Annotated in this window: 15 protein-coding genes; 7 read left to right on the top strand and 8 right to left on the bottom strand. The window is 41.3% G+C overall.

All coding sequences use genetic code 11. The features are described 5' to 3' along the window. Positions 1 to 208: 208 nt before the first annotated feature. Positions 209 to 2,560, bottom strand: a complete 2,352-nt coding sequence (locus tag AC6UDC_RS06185; RefSeq protein WP_500721803.1) for an HAD-IC family P-type ATPase — start codon at positions 2,558 to 2,560, stop codon at positions 209 to 211. A 160-nt stretch (positions 2,561 to 2,720) separates the two neighbouring features. Then, entirely contained in the window at positions 2,721 to 3,143 is a 423-nt protein-coding gene (locus AC6UDC_RS06180; RefSeq protein ID WP_500694098.1) for an Hsp20/alpha crystallin family protein, read from the bottom strand. Positions 3,144 to 3,478: 335 nt separating this feature from the next. On the opposite strand from AC6UDC_RS06180, the gene AC6UDC_RS06175 reads away from it, so the two are divergent. The 4 genes from AC6UDC_RS06175 to AC6UDC_RS06160 all read left to right on the top strand — a co-directional run bounded on the left by AC6UDC_RS06175 (position 3,479) and on the right by AC6UDC_RS06160 (position 10,026). After that, on the top strand, positions 3,479 to 4,858 hold the full coding sequence (locus AC6UDC_RS06175; RefSeq protein WP_500694099.1) for a hemolysin family protein: 1,380 nt from the start codon (positions 3,479 to 3,481) through the stop codon (positions 4,856 to 4,858). Positions 4,859 to 4,920: 62 nt separating this feature from the next. After that, complete coding sequence (locus AC6UDC_RS06170) at positions 4,921 to 7,956, top strand: YfhO family protein (RefSeq protein ID WP_500721801.1); 3,036 nt, start codon at positions 4,921 to 4,923, stop codon at positions 7,954 to 7,956. A gap of 129 nt (positions 7,957 to 8,085) precedes the next feature. After that, a complete protein-coding gene (gene nrdI / locus AC6UDC_RS06165) occupies positions 8,086 to 8,571 on the top strand; it encodes a class Ib ribonucleoside-diphosphate reductase assembly flavoprotein NrdI (RefSeq protein ID WP_500721920.1) in 486 nt (161 codons plus the stop codon). A gap of 108 nt (positions 8,572 to 8,679) precedes the next feature. After that, entirely contained in the window at positions 8,680 to 10,026 is a 1,347-nt protein-coding gene (locus tag AC6UDC_RS06160; protein ID WP_500721799.1) for an FAD-dependent oxidoreductase, read from the top strand. Between the two features lie 73 nt (positions 10,027 to 10,099). Here AC6UDC_RS06160 and AC6UDC_RS06155 read toward each other — a convergent pair whose 3' ends face one another. Together AC6UDC_RS06155 and AC6UDC_RS06150 are read right to left on the bottom strand one after the other, a co-directional pair. Continuing rightward, a complete protein-coding gene (locus AC6UDC_RS06155; RefSeq protein ID WP_500721796.1) occupies positions 10,100 to 11,278 on the bottom strand; it encodes an aminotransferase class I/II-fold pyridoxal phosphate-dependent enzyme in 1,179 nt (392 codons plus the stop codon). A gap of 366 nt (positions 11,279 to 11,644) precedes the next feature. Then, complete coding sequence (locus tag AC6UDC_RS06150; protein WP_500721794.1) at positions 11,645 to 12,061, bottom strand: hypothetical protein; 417 nt, start codon at positions 12,059 to 12,061, stop codon at positions 11,645 to 11,647. A gap of 194 nt (positions 12,062 to 12,255) precedes the next feature. Here AC6UDC_RS06150 and AC6UDC_RS06145 point away from each other — a divergent pair, with 194 nt between their 5' ends. Continuing rightward, a complete protein-coding gene (locus tag AC6UDC_RS06145; protein ID WP_500708521.1) occupies positions 12,256 to 13,017 on the top strand; it encodes a hypothetical protein in 762 nt (253 codons plus the stop codon). 45 nt (positions 13,018 to 13,062) lie between these two features. On the opposite strand, the gene AC6UDC_RS06140 is transcribed toward AC6UDC_RS06145, so the two are convergent. From AC6UDC_RS06140 to AC6UDC_RS06130, 3 genes are all read right to left on the bottom strand, one after another. Next, the gene (locus tag AC6UDC_RS06140; protein WP_500721791.1) at positions 13,063 to 15,336 is read right to left on the bottom strand and encodes an ATP-binding cassette domain-containing protein; all 2,274 of its coding nucleotides are present in this window, start codon (positions 15,334 to 15,336) and stop codon (positions 13,063 to 13,065) included. 11 nt (positions 15,337 to 15,347) lie between these two features. Further along, positions 15,348 to 16,541 carry an MDR family MFS transporter gene (locus AC6UDC_RS06135; protein WP_500721789.1) on the bottom strand — a complete coding sequence of 398 codons (1,194 nt, stop codon included), beginning with the start codon at positions 16,539 to 16,541 and terminating at the stop codon, positions 15,348 to 15,350. Between the two features lie 120 nt (positions 16,542 to 16,661). Continuing rightward, entirely contained in the window at positions 16,662 to 16,784 is a 123-nt protein-coding gene (locus tag AC6UDC_RS06130; RefSeq protein WP_500694107.1) for a hypothetical protein, read from the bottom strand. A gap of 279 nt (positions 16,785 to 17,063) precedes the next feature. On the opposite strand from AC6UDC_RS06130, the gene AC6UDC_RS06125 reads away from it, so the two are divergent. Then, positions 17,064 to 17,900: a DegV family protein gene (locus AC6UDC_RS06125; protein WP_500694108.1), complete on the top strand. Its 837-nt coding sequence runs from the start codon at positions 17,064 to 17,066 to the stop codon at positions 17,898 to 17,900. A 180-nt stretch (positions 17,901 to 18,080) separates the two neighbouring features. After that, on the top strand, positions 18,081 to 18,584 hold the full coding sequence (locus AC6UDC_RS06120; protein WP_500721786.1) for a TetR/AcrR family transcriptional regulator: 504 nt from the start codon (positions 18,081 to 18,083) through the stop codon (positions 18,582 to 18,584). A gap of 68 nt (positions 18,585 to 18,652) precedes the next feature. Here AC6UDC_RS06120 and AC6UDC_RS06115 read toward each other — a convergent pair whose 3' ends face one another. After that, complete coding sequence (locus AC6UDC_RS06115; protein WP_500695847.1) at positions 18,653 to 19,489, bottom strand: aldo/keto reductase; 837 nt, start codon at positions 19,487 to 19,489, stop codon at positions 18,653 to 18,655. Positions 19,490 to 19,525: the final 36 nt, after the last annotated feature.

Raw genomic sequence — 19,525 nt, 5'->3', positions numbered from 1 at the left:
TTCTTGTTATTTTCTTCACAACTAATATCATATCATCATCTTTTTCAAAAAGCAATGGTTCATTGTTATTTTTATCACTTATTATTCTGACGGTTATTAAACTCTTAAAAAATAATTAATTAATTTGACGAATGCTATTGTTAAATAATGCACTAACTGTTAATTAAAAAGACAAATAACGCCCTCATGACGCTATCTGTCTAAATCCTTATTTGTTAAAAAGTTTATGTCTAACTAATCTGACACACTTTTGCACCCCAACAAATGTGAAATCAGTTGTAAGAGCTAATAATAATCCAATTCCTCCGACTGACCACGTAAAGATCGTGACCAACGAGAAAATTTTACCAAGAAAGATGAACACCGCCAAAAAGAGTGTGATACTCAAAACGACGATGGTTAGTTTGTAGCGGTTAAATGGTCGACAAACCATTGTCAAAGCCAACCAACAAATGACCCCAGTAATCAAAACACTCAGTGATGAAGTAATTGAGGTGAATAGTCCAAAAATATCGCCAATCACACCAATCACTAAAATGTAGAAAACGACACTTAGTGCGGCTGGAAGTGAAATTTCATAAATGTTAGAAGCAAAGCGGTCCTTTAAAGCTCGATAATTCGGTTCAAGCGCCAAGAGAAACGATGGGATTCCGACCATTAAGTCATTAATCGGAGTGAGTTGAATTGGTTGAAACGGATAGTTTCTGGCAAAAAACAGAAAGAGCACGCTGAGCATGACCGAGAACATGGTCTTAATCAGGTACAGGCAGGCGATGCTATCAATGTTGTTAATAACCCTCCGACCTTCGTTTAACACTTTAATAAGGGCGTCGAAGTTGGAATCAATAATCACAAAATCGGCAATACTCTTGACACTTTCAGATCCTGATGCCATTGCGATTCCACAGTCTGACTGCTTTAAGGCCAGTAAGTCGTTGACCCCATCACCAGTCATGGCAACCGTCCGACCGTTTTCTTGTAGCGCCTTAATTAGCAGTTGTTTCTGGTCGGGTTTGACCCGTCCAAACACCACGTACTGCTTGACCAAATCACGGTAGTCGGCGTCGTCTTCAATCGTCGTCATGTCAACGTAATCGTAGGCATTATGAATGCCAACTCGTTTGGCAATACTTGCTACCGTCACCGGATCATCGCCAGAGATGACCTTTAAGTCCACCCCCTGGTTATAGAAAAACTGCAGGGTTTCAGAAGCGTTCGGTCGAATGACGTCTGTAATCAAGATTAAGGCAATCAGTTCACTACCAGCGATACTATCCTCGTTTAATTGGTCCACTTTTGCGAGCGCAATGACCCGAAAACCCTGTTCGGCGTAATGCTTAACTTCTTGTTGTTGCTTGTCAGTTAGATCCAAAATGAACTGAGGTGCTCCGAAGACGTATTTTCCCTTGTCGTCTAACTCAGCCCCACTCCACTTTCTCGCTGAAGAGAACGGCACGATCATACTAGCGGCGTATGGGTGTTGCTTGAACTCATTTTTAAGCGCTGAAGCGGTCTCATTGTTGTCATCAATTTCATGGACCAAAGAGCCCATGATTTCGGCAATTTGTTGATCAGTGTAATTAGGGGCTTCTTTCACCATCTGTTTAAATTTCAATTCGCCACTGGTAATCGTCCCGGTTTTATCCAGACAGATCGTGTTCACCCGTGCCAGAGTTTCAATGGAAGAAAGGTCTCTGACTAAGACCCGTTTTTTGGCCAGGTGATAGGCAGAAATTGCGAGGGTCACTGACGTCAAAAGAACCAATCCTTCAGGAATCATCCCAATCATGGCCGCCACGGTTCCCAGAATGGCATTATTAACGCTCACCCCGTGCATCAAACGGGAAACAAAAAGTGCTACTCCAAGCGGAATGATAATAAACGTCAGAATTTTGATGATTTTTTTAATCAGTGATATTAAGACACTGTTCTTACTCTTGTCGGTCTTAGCCTGGTTTGTAATCGTGTTAACAAAGGTCTCATCGCCAACTTTAGTTGAAAGCATGAAGGCTTTTCCACTAACCAGAAAACTACCAGACGTCAGTTCATCGCCGGTGGTTTTCTCAATTGGATTGGATTCACCGGTGATTTGAGACTCATCAACCTCAATCCCCTTGGTTTGTTTTACGACTCCGTCAACCGGTACCTGGTCCCCACGATCCAGTTCAACGATGTCTCCTAAAACAATCTGGTCCGGTTGAATAAGTTCAATTTTTCTGTTCCGTCTAACTTTGATCTTGCTCTGAGACAACAACGCCATTTTGTCAACCTGGCGCTTAGAACGAATCTCCTGAAAGATTCCGATGGTAGTGTTCGCTATGGCAATCACCAAGAACAACATGTTGATATAGCTACCAGTATAGAATACTAGCGCACCAAGAACTACGTTGATTACGTTAAACAGCGTAAAGATGTTTTCCACCAAGATCTGTTTCACAGACTTCGTTAGTGGTTTAGGCGCCGTATTCTTATAACCGTCTGCCACCTGTTGTTTAACTTCCGTACTCGTTAGTCCCTCACTCGGATTCACGTTATTAATATCGATCTGGTCACTTGCCACAGTTACACCTCCTTATGTAATTAATTCATTTCTAATTAATATTGTATAAGAAGGAATTAAATTTTGCACCACTAATGAAAGAAAAGCGCAAAGCTTTAAAAATAGTTAAAAAAAGAGATGGTCCAACCGGATCATCTCTTAACACTTAGTCTAAATTAAATTAGTCAATTTCAACGTGATGGTTTTGGGTTTCATCATCTTGTGATTTTGGCAAAGTAATGGTCAAAACACCGCCATCGTAATCAGCTGAAATCTTGGTCTCATCAACATCAGGGATGTAAAACGAACGGTTAACGTCACTTGATGAACGTTCTCTACTTAAGATCCGACCATTGTCACCCTTATTTTCCTTGTCAATGTCATGAACAGCATGAATTGATAGGGTATCGTTATCATAACTAATGTCAATATCATTTTTTCTAAAGCCAGGTAATTCTGCCTTTACGACGTAGTCATCGCCTTGGTCTAAAACATCAGTTTTCATTCTGTTGCTTCCAGCAACTGAGTTTAATAAACTCTTGCCAAAGTCGCCAAAAAAGTCATCCATTGGATCATAACTAGCTTTTCTTAAATCGTTTGCCATAACTAAAACCCCTTTTTATTATTTTATTTGCTAATCTCTTAGCACCCTCTATACTAGGATGGATCGTCCCTTTCACACAAGAAATTAGCTCATAATTGGGGTAAAAAGTGCTACTTACAAAATAACTTTCGTATTAACCGTTAATTTTTCCTCGAAACCGTAAAATCAAACATTTTTCGTAACATAATAAGGAATTTATTTTAATAAATTGCTTCCATTCAAGCGGCTTTATGATAAAATCAATTAATTATGCCGCTCATCTTAAATACTTAAAAAAATGGATAAGTACGTTATAATATATTTATTGTTTAAAATTTTGAAATGAGGAATGAAATTTGAATACCGGTCAGATAATACTTGATCTAATAATTATTTTAATAACGTTCTTCTTTGCTGCATTCTTTGTCGCGTGTGAGTTCTCACTGGTCCAATCAAGGCCAAGTGCCCTCCAAGAAAAACTGGATGATGAAGATATCAGTGACAAAAAGAAGAAAAAAGTTAATCGTGAAATGAAAATGGTAACCAACCTTAACGAGTATCTTTCGACAACCCAAGTAGGTGTTTCACTTGCGGGAATCATTCTTGGTTGGATTGGTGAATCATTCGTGATTGAAATCCTGGTTTCCATCATGGAATTAAAGGATTTTAGTGTTAATCCTGCTACCGCTCACAGTGTTGGTGCGATTGTTGGGGTCCTTTTACTTACCTATTTAGAAGTGGTCTTTACCGAAATTGTACCTAAAAATATTAGTATTGACATGCCACTAAAAGTTTTGAGCGTGATTGCTGGTCCGCTTCACTTCTTTCACATTTTATTCTATCCATTTGTGTGGTTACTAAATGTGTCAGCAACTGGCGTAGTTAAGTTACTGGGAATCCCCGTGGCAAACGAAAACGACGAGGCCTTCTCACAATCAGAAATTTTGAGTCTTTCAAAGGATGCCGTTAAAAATGGTGATCTAGAGCGAAACGACTACTTGTACATGCAGCGTTCGTTTGAATTAAACGACAAAGTGGCCAGGGACATCATGATTGACCGGACCCAATTGGTAACGATCGACATCAACGATACGGTCCAAGACGCCATCAACGTTTACATTCAAAAGAAATTCAGTCGAATTCCCGTTGTTAAAGACAACGATAAGGATAACATCCTTGGCTATGTCTACAGTTACGATTTGGTCAGACAATCGCAGGTCGATTCAAACGTCAAGGTCGGAAAGTTAATCCGAAAGATTAGTACGACTCCTGAAACCACGCCCATTACGATGGTACTTCAACAAATGATTAAGATGCATCAACCAATTGTTGTCGTAATCGATGAATACGGTGGAACGTCTGGTTTAATTACCGATAAGGATATCTACGAAGAGTTGTTTGGAACCGTTCGAGACGAGATTGACCCACAGGTTAACGAATACATCTTTAAACAGCCCAATGGCACTTTCCAGGTGAACGGAAAATTAAACACGTATGACTTTGAAAAGTACTTCGACGTTGAGATGCCTGCTTTTGACGACTCTGACATCGTCACAATTGCTGGTTTCATCATCGAACAAAATCCTCACATTAAAGTGGGTGACGTTGTTACAATTGATGGCTTTCAGTTTAAGGTTCTTGACTACAAGAACTCGTTCATTAACTGGCTAGAGGTCAATAAACTGGAACCAACTGATGATGAATCAGACGCAGATGACGACCAAAAAGACAAATAACTAATATCAATAAAGCCGAGGCTGTCCCTCGGCTTTACTAATACATAGGGGTAATAGAAACAATGAAAACAGTTTTAAAAAAATGTCCGGATTGGCTTTTTTACAGTCTAATTTTTCTGATTATTATCATGGCCTACATCTGGACGTTTTACTTAACCGGTAACTCACTAATCTGGGGAATGGACGGAATTGCCCAACACTACCCCATCCTCGTAAACTTTAAACACATGCTAACTGAATTTCTTGCCCATCCCAGTCACGGCTTTACCAACTGGTCGTTTAACATTGGCCTCGGTGCTGATCAGTTAACCAGTTTTTCGTACTACGTTGTCGGTGATCTCTTCAACTACCTGATCGTTTTATTTCCAGACCACTTACTGGAACTGGGTTACGGACTCCTGGTAATTCTGCGCCTGTACGTTGCTGGATTGGCCTTTTTACTATTCATCAAACAATTTCATTTTAAAAAATACAGTGTCGTACTCGGAACTTTAACTTACACGTTTGCGGGTTACGCCCTTTATTCGGGGATGCACCACCCCTTTTTTATTCTACCGATGATTTTCTTCCCACTGATTTGCTACGGCGTCGAACGCATCATTTCTAACCATTCCTTCATTCCACTGATGCTGGCCGTTTCCTTAACTTTTTTAAGTAACTTCTACTTTGCCTACATCATTGGGCTTGGCAGTATTATCTACGTCATCATTAGGTATTTCAGCATTCGTAAAAATCCTGATTTTCATTTTGTGAGTTCACTGGTCAAAATGGTTGCGGCCATTCTAGCGGGAATTTTGATTAGTGCCGTCATTTTCGTTCCAACCCTCTTATTTGCCCTGAGTTCCACGAGGACCACTTCGACCTTTGCGAACGGCTATCTTTTCTATCCCCTCTACTATTACCTTTCCATTCCAAGTAAAATTCTCGGAAATGGCTACCTGACCATTAGTTTCTGGCTCATTGTTGGGATTAGTGGACTCGGATTTTTGGGCATTGTTTACACGATGACTCACTTCAAAAAATACCTTTACCTAAACATCGGCCTGTTGGTGGTTTTCATTGGTGCCCTGATTCCGGCTTTTGGAGCCGTCTTTAACGCCATATCGACCCCATCAAACCGGTGGATGTGTTTAGGATTACTTCCAATTGGGATGGCTGCCACGATTCTTTCAGATCATCTCACCACGTTAACTAAACGTGACGTGGAAGTCATGATTGTCGCAATCATCGCTCTCATTGTGCTTATTTGGGCTTCTCGCGGCTTCATCATGAAGCTAAGTGCGCATGACTACGGTGAAATTGTCCTCCTGCTGATTTTAATGGGAGTCATCCTATGTAGTCAGCTCTTTCATTTAAAGCCAGTGACAACCATTGGAAGTGTGACCGCGGTTTTAATCGTTAACCTTATCTCACTTGGCATTGGCTACTACAGTCCCAACGTTGCCGGCTTTTCAAAGGGCATGCTTAATAAACACGTTGCCACTAACTTCATCAATAATTTCTACGACGGAGCCGATCAGTACGTTGAACCACGGTTAGGTGGATATCGGACCTCACTTGGCAACCGATACCACTATGCTGGGAAAAATGACGTCAACTTGTCGAACTACTCTAACATCAATACCAACATCCCAATGTTATTTTCGACCCGTGACATTTCATCATATCTGACGGTGGAAAATGGGGCCATTGGCCAACTTGAAAATTCTGTTCAAAATAACCAACGGACCTTTAACGCTCCGGTCGCTCAAAATGACTACCGCACCACCCTTGATAATCTAATGGGCGTCAAGTACCTCTTTATTCGCACGGGCCAACAAAACAAATCACAACCCTTTGGCTTCAAGATGGTCAAGGGTAAGGACAAAAAGCCGCTCCTGTTTGCGTCTGACAACCCGCTCGTGAACCAAAAGGACCCCGATGGAACCTACGTTTTAAAAAACAAGAACGCACTTCCAATTGCTTACACCCAGGATCAAACGATCTCAAACCGGCAGTACCAAAAACTATCCCCAACCGCACGTGAACAAGCAATGATCAGTGGGGTCCACGTTGATTCGCCAATTAAGGGCATCAAATCAGCCAAGCTAAAACAGAACCAAAAACAACTTAGTTATGAGGTGCAACCGGACTACGAAAAGACCCTTGATAACTACGATAAATTAACGGCATTCACTAACAATTCTAAGAGTATTGAGTACAACGAACCAACCATTAATCACACGTCTCAGAAGACCGCCTTAAAGATCCTTTCCGAAAACGTCCAATTAGAAAATGACACCAAGAAGCAAAATCAAGACGGTCTCCACGTGGTAACTAAGGATGCGCTTGGTAAATCAGTCCCATATTTCCTTAAGATTAAGCAACCTAACCGCACCAAAAATGCCGAAATTTACTTACAATTAGAGGGTATTCAGAGTCACGATTACTCGTCGGCTTCAAAGGAAAGCATGACCAAAAGACAGCACGCTATCAAAAATCAACCGTACACGAAGATGATGAAACTAAACGAGAAACGAAAGAACCTTCACACTCCGTTTGTCGGTCAGTACTCCTTAAATGCTGCAACGAAAGGAATGAAGAACGGTTACTCACAGTATGGACGCGACAATCTCTCAAACTACACGCAAAAGAAAAACGCTTTAATTAACCTAGGGTATTCCACCAAACGCCGCAATCAAATTAAATTGACGTTTGATGGTGTCCACCAGATTAATTTTAAACACGCCAAGATTATTGCCGTTCCGTTTGGCAATTCGTATGGACAACGGATTCAAAAACTTCAACGTAACCGTCTCCAAAACCTTCAGGTTAAAAAGAACGAAGTCAAAGGAATCAGTAATAACCCGAAGAAGTCCGTCTTAACCACTTCCATTCCCTATTCAACGGGATGGAAACTCTTCGTCGACGGCAAACAGGTACCAACTACCCGGGTCAACACAGGATTTGTCGGAGCACCCATTCAGGCTGGTAAACACCAGATTGAACTGAAATACCAAACTCCCGGACTGCTACTTGGATCAATCGCTAGTGCCTTCGGAATTTTAATCCTCGCTATCAGTGGAATCGTCATCTGGATCGTAAAGAAACGAAATTAAATTAAAAACGTACGGATAACTAATTCCGTGCGTTTTTTGGCTGCTTTGACTTCTAAGATTCTGTGCATTTAAACTTGTTAGAGGTTACACTAATAGTGACTATTTTTCATATTTAAGGAGGTAGTAATCATCAAATCCATTCGCATTTTATACATCTCAATTGCTGGCAACACTCGCAATTTCGTGCAAAATTTAGAGGACTACGCGGAAGCCCAGCATCAAAAAGATGCCAGTAACCCACTAATTGAACCAACCGAAATCTCAGATCAAAGTGACTTTGCTGACGAAACATCACCGTACTTTGTTTTCGTGCCGACCTATCTTGATGGTGGAAACGGAATCGATAACGGAGTTAAAGAACTCATGACCAACACCATGGGCGAATACGTTGCTTACGACCATAACGCTAACTACTGCATGGGAATCGTCGGCAGTGGTAATCGCAATTTTAACGTCCAATTTTGTCTCACGGCCAGAAGATATGCGGAACGTTTTAACGTCCCTGAAATTGCAGAATACGAATTACGCGGGACTGATCGTGATGTCGTTCGCATTTATCAAACCATGTGTGAAAGATCCAGAGAATATAGTAATGAAGTCGCTTTCAAAAAATAACAAATAAGAACCATTTTATGAGTGTATTGATTAGCATTTCACAATTTTATCTGGTAGGATAACCTATAATTCATGAATATTGTTTCACACTAGGAGGTAAGTTGCATCATGAAAATTATTGTTGTTGGTTGTACCCACGCGGGAACTTTTGCGGTTAAACAAATCTTAAAAGAGCATCCCGATTATGACTTAACTGTCTATGAAAAAAATGACAATATCTCATTTCTATCATGTGGAATCGCCCTTTATTTAGGTGGCGAAGTTAAAGATCCAAAGGGCCTGTTTTATTCCGATCCAAAGGAATTAAAGGAACTAGGCGCCGACGTGCAAATGAAGCACGAAGTCACTAACATCGACTCAAATAACAAAGAAATCACCGTTAAGGATTTAGAATCCAGTGAAAGCAAGACCGAACATTACGACAAGCTCGTAATGACCAGTGGTTCCCTTCCGGTTGTTCCTCCAATCGAGGGCGTTCATAGCGATCACGTCAAGCTTTGTAAGAACTGGACCGACGCTCAGGTACTTTTCGATGACGCCAAGGACGCTAAACGAATCGCTGTCATTGGAGCTGGATACATCGGGGCCGAACTAGCCGAAGCCTATTCCAAGACTGGCCATGAGGTCACTTTGATTGATGGAGTTGACCGGGTTTTAAGTAAATACTATGACCCTAAGTTTACTGACATCGTTGAAAAAGACTACAAGGACCATGGCGTTAAGTTTGAAGGAAACCAAATGGTGCAAAAGTTCACTGATAACGGTGATACGGTCTCAATTAAGACCAGCAGTGACGAATTTACGGCTGACCTAGCTATTTTGTGCATTGGTTTCAAACCCAACACGAGTCTACTCAAGGGTCAAGTTGACATGCTTGAAAACGGTGCAATCATCACCGATGATTACATGCATGCTTCTAACAAGGACATCTTCGCCGCTGGTGACAGTGCCGCCGTTCACTACAATCCAACCCACAAAAACGCCTACATTCCGCTGGCAACCAATGCGGTTCGTCAAGGAATCTTGGTTGGAAAAAACATCGAAAACGACACCGAAAAATACATGGGAACGCAATCCTCATCTGGTCTGAAGTTGTACGACCGAAACCTCGCCTCAACCGGCTTAACCATGAGTGCCGCTAAGGCTCAGGGCATTAACGCTCATCAAGTAATTGTTGAAGACAACTATCGTCCTGAATTCATGCCTACCACGACTCCCGTTCTGATGTCACTGGTTTACAGTCCTGACACCCGTAAAATCTTGGGTGGCGCATTGACCAGTCTCTACGACATTTCTCAATCCGCTAACGTGCTTTCGGTTGCCATTCAAAACGAAAACACCATCGACGACCTAGCTATGGTTGACATGCTGTTTCAACCAAACTTTGACCGTCCGTTTAACTACCTCAACATCTTGGGTCAAGCGGCTCAGGAAAAAGAAGCCAAAAACAAGTAATTGTAAGTAAAATAAAATACACCGCAAAAGAGCCCTTAACTATCGTAAGTAGTTAAGGGCTTTGGTGTCGCAACTATTTTTCTCCTTCTTTTTTGACATATTGACTAATTCGGTCCATTGCTTCTTTTAAATTTTCCATTGAAGTAGCATAACTAATGCGGACGTAACCCTCGCCGCCTGGCCCAAATGAACTTCCGGGAATGACGGCTACTTTAGCTTTACGGGCTAAGTCATAACTAAAGTCCATACTATTTTGAATTAAACCATCAGGGATTTTAGCGAAAATGTAAAAAGCGCCATCGGGATTGGCCATCTTAAAGCCCATCGCACTCAATTTTTCGTAAACAAAATCACGTCGCTTTCGGTACTCCTTTTTCATGGCATCAGTATCATTCATTCCGTTTCCAAGTGCTTCGGCGGCCGCAGCTTGTGCGTTTGTGGTGGTTGAAGTGATCGTAAATTGATCGATTTTTTCAAGTTGACTAGTGATGTCTTTAGGCGCCGCCATGATCCCAATTCTCCATCCGGTCATCGCGTGTGACTTTGAAACCCCATTCAATAAAATGGTTTGTTCGGGAAGATATTTAGCGATTGAGGCGTGTTTGCCATCATAAGTCAGTTCGCTGTAAATTTCGTCAGAAATTACAAAAATATCATGCTTTTTAATCACATCGGCCAGTTTTTGAAGTTCGTCAGGATGATAAGTTTTGCCAGTGGGATTAGTGGGAAAGTTCAAGACAATCGCCTTGGTTTTGGGGTGATCCCTTAAATTTTGTTCTAATTGTTCTGGAGTGAGGACAAAGTCAGTTTTAGATGTGTCCATAAAAATTGGGGTGGCTCCCCGCAGTTTAATAATTGGAAAGTAGAGTGGAAAAATCGGCGTTGGAATTAAAACTTCATCCCCAGGATTTAAAACCGATGTTAATGCCGTATAAATTCCGCCCGTCGCACCAGCGGTCATAATAATCTCCGTGTCGGGATCGTAGTTTAAACCGTATTTACTTTGTAAAAAGTGCGCAGCTGCATCCCGCAGTTGTTTGGTTCCCTTGGTAGGAGCGTAGTGACTCTCATTTTGTTGAATACTTTTAATTGCCGCGTCCTTAACGTGTTCGGGAGTATTAAAGTCTGGTTCTCCTAACGTTAACGGAATAATATCAGGAATCTGGCTCACCTCATCATTAAATTTTAAAATCGACGATGGTGATAGCTGCAGCATTTCTTGATTCATTTTACTTATTAATGCTTTTGACATTCTAATTCTCCTTTCGATAGACAAAAAAATCCCAGTTAACATTCGATGCTAACTGGGATTAAAAACACATTCGTTATTAGAAATATCCAACGATAATCTGTAATTAGCCTAGTTAGTATCCTTACGGTATCTAATTAGGCCCTCAAAACAACCTTACTTAGATACGCACTTGTACCAAGTAAAGTAAGTATAAAGGTCGTTTTGATGATCAATATGATTATTCATGGAATATTCCTCCTCTTCTTTAATTGCCACTAATTAAACAACTCAAATCACTTTCTGTCAATCATTTTTAAAATATTTATTTCAAAAACGCCATAAAAAAGAGAGCTAACACCGAGGTGTCAACTCTCTTTACACTTAATCTTATTGTTCGTTAAATTGTAAGTCCAAGCTAATGTGCTTACCATCTTTACTATCAATAACACGTGAATCAACAAAGACACTGTTCTTCTTAGTCTTAGTGATGTTGTCCGTTGGGTCAACGTCAACTAAAGTTTGAAAAGCGGTATCAGTTAATTTTGATAGTGGAACGTAAGGGATGAATGGAACACCCAAGTATGAGTGTAATGTTTCATCGTATTGGTCACGCAAAACGTTCATTTGATCTAAAACATCTTGAAGGTCTTTCCCAAAATCAGTTACATCCAAGAAGTAAACGTTTCGAACTTCATCAGTTTGTTCCCAAGGTTGGTCGGTCAAGATTGCTGATACTAAATCAGCCATTTTGTCTTCGTAATCTTTAATGTCATCGAGTTTTTCAATAATCTTTTTTTCGCTCATGTCATTCTTCCTCTCAATATTCAGTCTGATAGTTAATGACTATCACTTACAGTAATCATGATATCACATTTAAAGCGACTAATCGACACCTGATCTCCCATTAAGGTGCGGGAAATTGGGTTGGATTCTTTTTGTGAGATTGAGAAATAATGGTAAGATAATGCATATAAACTGATTAAAGGAGCACTCAATCAATGAACAATGAAACAGTTGGTAGTCGAATGGACCGCAATGTCGGAAACGTAGTTATTAACGTTGTTGATAAAAACGCTCAAAATTTGACTAACCCATTAAAATATTCGCAAACTCCCGGGGAAGCATTTTCAATCGAAGTCCCTGACCTAAAGGGATACGTCGTTCAGGGACTTAGTGGTGATCAGAATGCCGTCAGTTACCTCACTAACGTCACCTTTAAACGAAACGTTGATTATCCGGCAAACATGGGTCGGGTTGTGGCCGTCAATCCGAACGAGAATATCAACGGAACTTTTGCAAGAGGAACGCTCACTTACAACTTGGTGTACGCACCAAGTGCACAGGTGGTTTCCCCGGGTGTTGATAGAACAGCACCCAATCAAACGCAGTACCAAAGTGCTCCTAAAAAGAAGACACACCACTGGTTCCGCTGGATCGTCATTATTTTCCTAATTATCATTTTGTTGGGAATCTTTGGCTTATACCGTTCAGGAAAGAGTGCCCAGCAACAGGTTAAACAAAATCCGCCCGTGGTGGTTAAAAATTATAACAATAAACCCCAGAACAACGCTGATAATGGTGGCAACAATGGCAGTAATGCAGCTAACCAAAAAACTCAAGATGTCATTGAAAAAGCCAAACAAGAAATCGAACAAAATGCTAGTGAACGGGATAATAATGCTCTTCAACAAATTATCATGACCATCCAAGATGGTATCAATATGATAAAAGCCAACATTGAGTCTTTCATCGGATTCTAATTCAAAAAGAGATCATCACTGATATCAGTGATGATCTCTTTTTGTTTATCTTTCTTTATAAGGCAACATGTACTTTTTAAGGGCTTTTCCGGTAAATGATTGGGGAACTTTTTCCGATCCCTCAGGAATTCCACTGTACAGGACGTTTCCACCGTACGTTCCGGCTCCAGGTCCCATGTCAATCAACCAATCAGCCTGACTGATTACATCAAGGTTGTGTTCAACGATAATAAGAGAATCGCCATCAGCAACCATTCGTTTAAATAACTTCAGCAATCGTTGCGTATCATTCATGTGGAGACCGGCCGTGGGTTCATCAAGAAAGTAAATCTTGCCCTTCTCTTCTAGCATCTGGGCTAATCGTAGTCGTTGCAGTTCACCACCAGATAGCGTGGTCAAAGCCTGATTTAACGCTAAATAATCCAATCCGACTTCGCTCATCTGTTTCAACGGATTGGCGATTTCAGGGACATCCTTGAAGAACTCAGCCGCGTGAGCAACCGACATTGACAAAACGTCAGCGATGTCTTGTTCGTGATACTTATATCCCAAGGCTTCCTGACTGTAGCGTTTTCCGTGACACAACTCACAGGTCTGAACGACCGGATCCATGAAAGCCATGTTGGTAATTGTGACCCCTTTCCCCTTACAACGCGGACAAGCACCCTTGCCGTTGTAACTAAAGAGCTGGGTTGAAACGTTGTTGGCCTTCGCAAAAAGCCTTCGAATTGGGTTTAAAATGTTGAGATAGGTCACGGGAGTGGAACGAATACTGATGCCGGCTTGCTTTTGCGTTAGATCAACGTAATCGCCATTTAAATGGTCCTTCATGGCTTCAGCCAGTGAACTCTTACCTGACCCGGCAACTCCCGATAGAACGGTCATAATCCCGGTTGGTACCTTGACACTCACATCATCAATATTATGCATGTGAACATGCTCCAAGTCTACAAATCCCTTAGGTTGAAGTGGTTTGGCGAAGTGATGAGGTGCCCTTAACCATTTTCCGGTCAGAGTGTCAGAATCCAACACTTCTGGATAGCTCCCGGTAAAGGTAATCTTTCCACCATCAGCCCCAGATTTCGGGCCAACTTCGACCACGTGATCGGCAATCGACATGATCTCAGGATTGTGGTCAACGATAAAGATGGTGTTACCCTTCTTCTTTAGATTAATCATAGCTTTTTTAATCAAAGCGATGTCGTGAGGATGAAGACCCACACTTGGTTCGTCAAAAACGTACAGAATATCTGATAATGAATTGGTTAGGTGTTTAGCAATCTTAATTCGTTGAACCTCACCACCTGATAACGTGCTGGTGGTTCGATCGAGAGTCAAGTACCCTAATCCAATGTCAATTAACGGCTTAATTTTGGACTCTAAGCCCCGGATGATTTCATCTCCAAGGTTATCTTTAATGGACTCCAAAAAGTCTAAGAACTGCACCAAATCCATCCCAGAGACGTCGTTAATGTTATATCCGTTAATCTTAACGCTCAATGATCTGGGGTTAAGTCGAGCTCCCTTACATACCGGGCAAACTTCACGGGTCACAATCTCACTAATGGCTTCTTTGTGGTGCTTACCCTCACGACTGTTGATGATTGAACGTTTGATTCTAGGAACCACACCCTCGTACTGGCTCGTTTTGTAGTAAGCGGGCGCATTGGACAGTTTTTGTTGTGGCGCGTGCATCAACAAGTCATACTCTTCGGGAGTATAATCTTTAATTGGTTTGTCATTATCAAATAAACCACTGTAACCGTATCCCCGCCAACGCCAGGTTCCGGGTCCAAAACTAACGAAGGTAATCGCTCCGTCATTAAGTGACTTTTCTGGATCAATTAACTTTGACTCATCAACTTCATCGACATAACCTAATCCCTGACAGTACGGACACATCCCCTGCGGCAGGTTAAACGAAAAGACCTCCGAGTATCCCACAAACGGCTTTCCAACCCGTGAGAACAGGAGCCGTAATAACGAGTAGATTCCCGTATAGGTGGCAAGCGTCGACCGGGCGTTGCCGGTTAGTTGTTTCTGTTCAATTGCAATGGCAACTGGCAAATTTTTGATGTCACCAACGTGCGGCTGCCCGTACTTTGGGAGATACTGTTGTGAAAAACTAGGAAACGTTTCGTTTAGTTCACGACGTGACATGGCCGCAATCGTGTCGAATACTAACGACGATTTCCCCGATCCGGACTCACCGACAAAAACGGTGATTTCGTGTTTAGGGAGTTTGACGTTAACGTGCTTTAAATTATTTTGGTGTGCGTCAGACACATCAATTGAATCTTTATAATAAGTGTCGACCATGGTTTACCTCACTAATCTTGACGTGTTTTACTTAACTTTCTTGATTCGCTCATCACACAGAACAATGCGAATAAAATCAGTCCGCCGGATACGATAAATAAAGCGGGATAGTTGAAAAATTCAACCATTAATCCACCAAAGAGTGGGCCCACAGCCCTTCCAAGTGACATAAAAATATTAAATAGTCCCTGAAACTTTCCTTTTTGTCTGGGGTCCGCTAACGTATCAATCCACGCCGGAATTCCCGGCAATCCGTTCATCTCACCAAAGGTCAAAATAACCATGATAATTACGAAAACGGCGTACTGTCTAGCAAATATTAACATAAAGAAGCTTAGCGCGAAAATGACTACCCCAAAGGCAATCTGACGACTCATCTTAAACCGAGCCCCGATTTTATTAATAATCGGTTGAATGAAAACAATCAATAACCCATTAATCGTCCACAAGAAACTGTAATTTTCAAATGAGATCCCTAGTTGAGTCATGTGGACTGACATGACACTTTCCCAGAGCGTATAACTCATATAAATACAAAAAACCATGATGCAGATTAGCCAAATCAGTTTTAAACCGCGACTCTTTTTCTCAGAAACATCGTCGTCATCTTGTGAACGCTTAACGGCCGTCGGTTCTGGTCGATGTAATTTAATGTTAAATTCAAAAATCGTCATTAGTAACAACACAATGTAAAAACCAGTTGCCACGATGAAAACAATCGAAATCCCGTACTTCATCAAGAAACCAACCAACGCGGTTCCGACAACGACCCCCAGATTAAGCCCCACGTACAACGAATTAAAAACGTATCGCGTACTTTTAGAGGTGATCATCGATGCGTACGAATTTAAGAGCGTCATGCTGGACCCGTTACCCAGTCCGTACAGCAGTAACATAATTCCAAAGATGGGCCAGCCGTGAAAGAAGATCAAAGTCACAATCGAAGTCATCGTAATTAGAACACTGATGATGGCAGTCTTATATGGTGACCAGCGATCGAAAAGATAACCACCCAGATAGTTCCCAATAATCATGAACATTGACATGGCAAACAGCACGATGCCGGCCGTTGTCAGAGATTCATGAAGGTAATTATGCATGTAGACCGTGGTTAGCGGCCACATAAAGGATGACCCGGTATTTAATAGTAACGAATAGATTAAAACGGTACTCAACCTTAATTCTTTTTTTCTTCCTTTTACCATTTGCTTGCCTCACTTCATTATTCATTTTAATTTTTTCTTTAATTTCAACGCTTACACGATCGACCATAATAAAAGGGGAAACTCAACCGTAGTTGAAATCCCCCTAATAATCAGCAATGCTTACTTTTTTGTCGCATGCTTCTTTTCGTTATCACGCTTTTTGGCAACCAATCCGGCTACCATCGAACCCGCTACCAGCACCGAAACAACACTGGTTAACAGGATTTTCATTTTATTTTTCATGATGAAACTCCCTGCTTTTCTCCCTAATATAGTTATATCTTGTTTGCAACAAAAAAGCTACTTCTTTCTCTAATTTATAATTTTTATAATGTGATTGCCAACCGGTTACACCATTCACACTATGTAACCGCACTTTCAAAGATGAAGTTACCTGTCCCACGCTTAACCAAACTCTCTACTAAAATTAAATCCAATTTTAACTGGGAAAAAACCGATCCTTCTACTATAATTAAAGTCCATAAGGCAAATTAACGAAACGTTAATTGGAGGGAGAAACACATGATTCATATTGTTACTGATTCAACTGCTCAATTAACCCCAGATGAAATTCAAAAAAATAATCTCACGGTCGTACCACTTCAGGTTACCATTGATGGTAAAACTTATGAAGATGGTGTTGACATTACCAGAAAAGAATTCTCCGATCATCTTGCAAACGACAAAGAATTTCCGAAGACCAGTCAACCTTCTCTGGGTCAATTCATTCAAGCCTACGAAAAAATTCAAAAAGAAGATCCAGACGCTTCAATCATCTCCATTCATTTAACCAAGGTTTTAAGCGGAACGGTTGAGACGGCTAGGACCGCTGCCAAACAAGTGGGCGGAGACATCTCAGTCCTAGACAGTGATTCCACTGATAGTGGTCTTACTTTTGCCGTCATACGCGCTAAAAAATTGGCCGATCAAGGCAAGTCTGTTAACGAAATTATGGACAATTTAAAGGCTTTTGTACCAACCATCATGACCTACGTTTTCATCAACAGTTTTGATTACATGGTCAAGGGTGGGCGTGCTAGCCGGGCGGTTGGCTTTATTTCCTCACTAATTCAACTAAAGCCCGTAATTCAACTGACTGAGGGAACTTTAAAACTGAAGTACAAGTGCCGTGGCATCAAGAAAATGACCAAGATTGCCAATCAGGTCACCGATGAAATCATTAATAATAAGGATATTTCCGAAGTTGGTCTTTCATACGTTGATGACGGAACGGCCCCAAAGAAAATTGCCGCTAAGATCAAGGAAGCTAGACCTGACATCGACGTCACTTGCCGTCTGACAAGTCCCATCGTTATGACGCACGTTGGTCCCGGTGGATTTGGCTACATCTTCGCATAACTTAATCCTAACAATTAAGATCGGACATTTATGTTCGGTCTTTTATTATGAAAAGAGGAAATCATGGAATCATCGCTTGTTTATTCGGACTTTTAATGAGCCAATTATGATAAATTAGCGGTTAACACCGTGTCAACATGTGGGTATAATTAAATTATTACATAGAAGGAAGGATTTTTTATGCCATCATCAACTTTTTTAAACCTCCCCCAGGCAAAAAAGGACCGCATTAACACAGCCCTTTTAAATGAATTTTCCGCTCATCCCTTCGCTGACGCCCAGGTTGCCAGGATCATCAAGGATGCCAAAATCTCACGTGGAGCCTACTACAAATACTTCATTACTTTAAAGGGTGGCTATGATTACACGCGCAGACTGGTTTTATCAACCCTTCACCGGCCTTTCACAAATAAAAAGCTTGATGAACTAAAACCGAGCGACTACGTTGATGCCGCCCGTTCCTTTCTAGAAGATAGTGCTGAAAGTGAATACTTTGAATTTATTCAGATGGACATCCTGCATAATCAGAAAAACATTGATGATTCGGCAATCATTAAGCTGCCATCCAAACGGTGGGCCATTACCGTTCTGTGCCACCAGACGATTAAAGAAGCAATGGAATCTCCCAGTGATTCCGAAAAATTACTTCATCGGCTTCAAAAAGTTCTTGAAATTATTTATTAATTAATCCGTACAAAAAGGAGACCCAGAAGTGGGTCTCCTTTATTAATTGATTTCAATCATTAATTAATCTAAAATTCTTCGTAAGTGGCTGGATCTTGGTTGTGGGTTCGACCATCTGGTTTGGTTAACGAATCAATCGTTTCCATATCTTCAGGAGTAATCTCAAAGTCAAAGACGTTCAGGTTACCACTCTGTCTACCAGGATGAGCTGACTTAGGAATTGGCAGCGTCCCTAACTGAATCTCCCAGCGTAAAATCAATTGACCAACGTTTTTATGGTACTTAGCGGCCATATCAACTAATACTGGATTCTTCAACATCTCACTTGCACGACCAAGTGGGCTCCAGTCTTCGGTTAAAATGCCGTGTTCTTCATCATAATGTCGCATATCAGCTTGATTAAAGTAGGGATGGAGTTCAATCTGGTTGATTGATGGCATCACACCAGTTTCATCAACTAACTTGTCAAGATAATCGGGTAAGAAGTTGCAGACACCAATTGTCCGAATCAGACCATACTGTTGAGCATCAATCAATGCTTGCCATGCTTCGACGTAGTTCCCCTCTTTGGGATTAGGCCAGTGCAATAAATAAATATCGAAGTAGTCTAGACCAGCCCGATAAAGTGACTCTTGAATGGCATTAATGGCGCTCTTTCGGTCGTAGTAACGGCCTGGCAACTTTGAAGTTACCAGCAAATCAGAACGGCGCACGTTCGAATTTTCAATTCCACGACCAACGGCCCCTTCGTTTTCGTAGTTATAGGCAGTGTCGATTAACCGGTAACCCTTATGAATGGCAGAAGTGATCGCCATTGCACCTTCAAAGCCCTTTAAAAGATAGGTCCCAAATCCAATCTTTGGAACCTGCATTCCGTTATTTAACGTATAATACTCATATTCCATGATGAGAACTCCTCTCAATGTGTTTCTACGATTAGG

This window comes from Fructilactobacillus sp. X7R7C1, assembly GCF_059901065.1.
The sequence above is the reverse complement of the archived record's forward strand: the minus strand, read 5'-3'. Positions and strand labels throughout refer to the sequence as shown.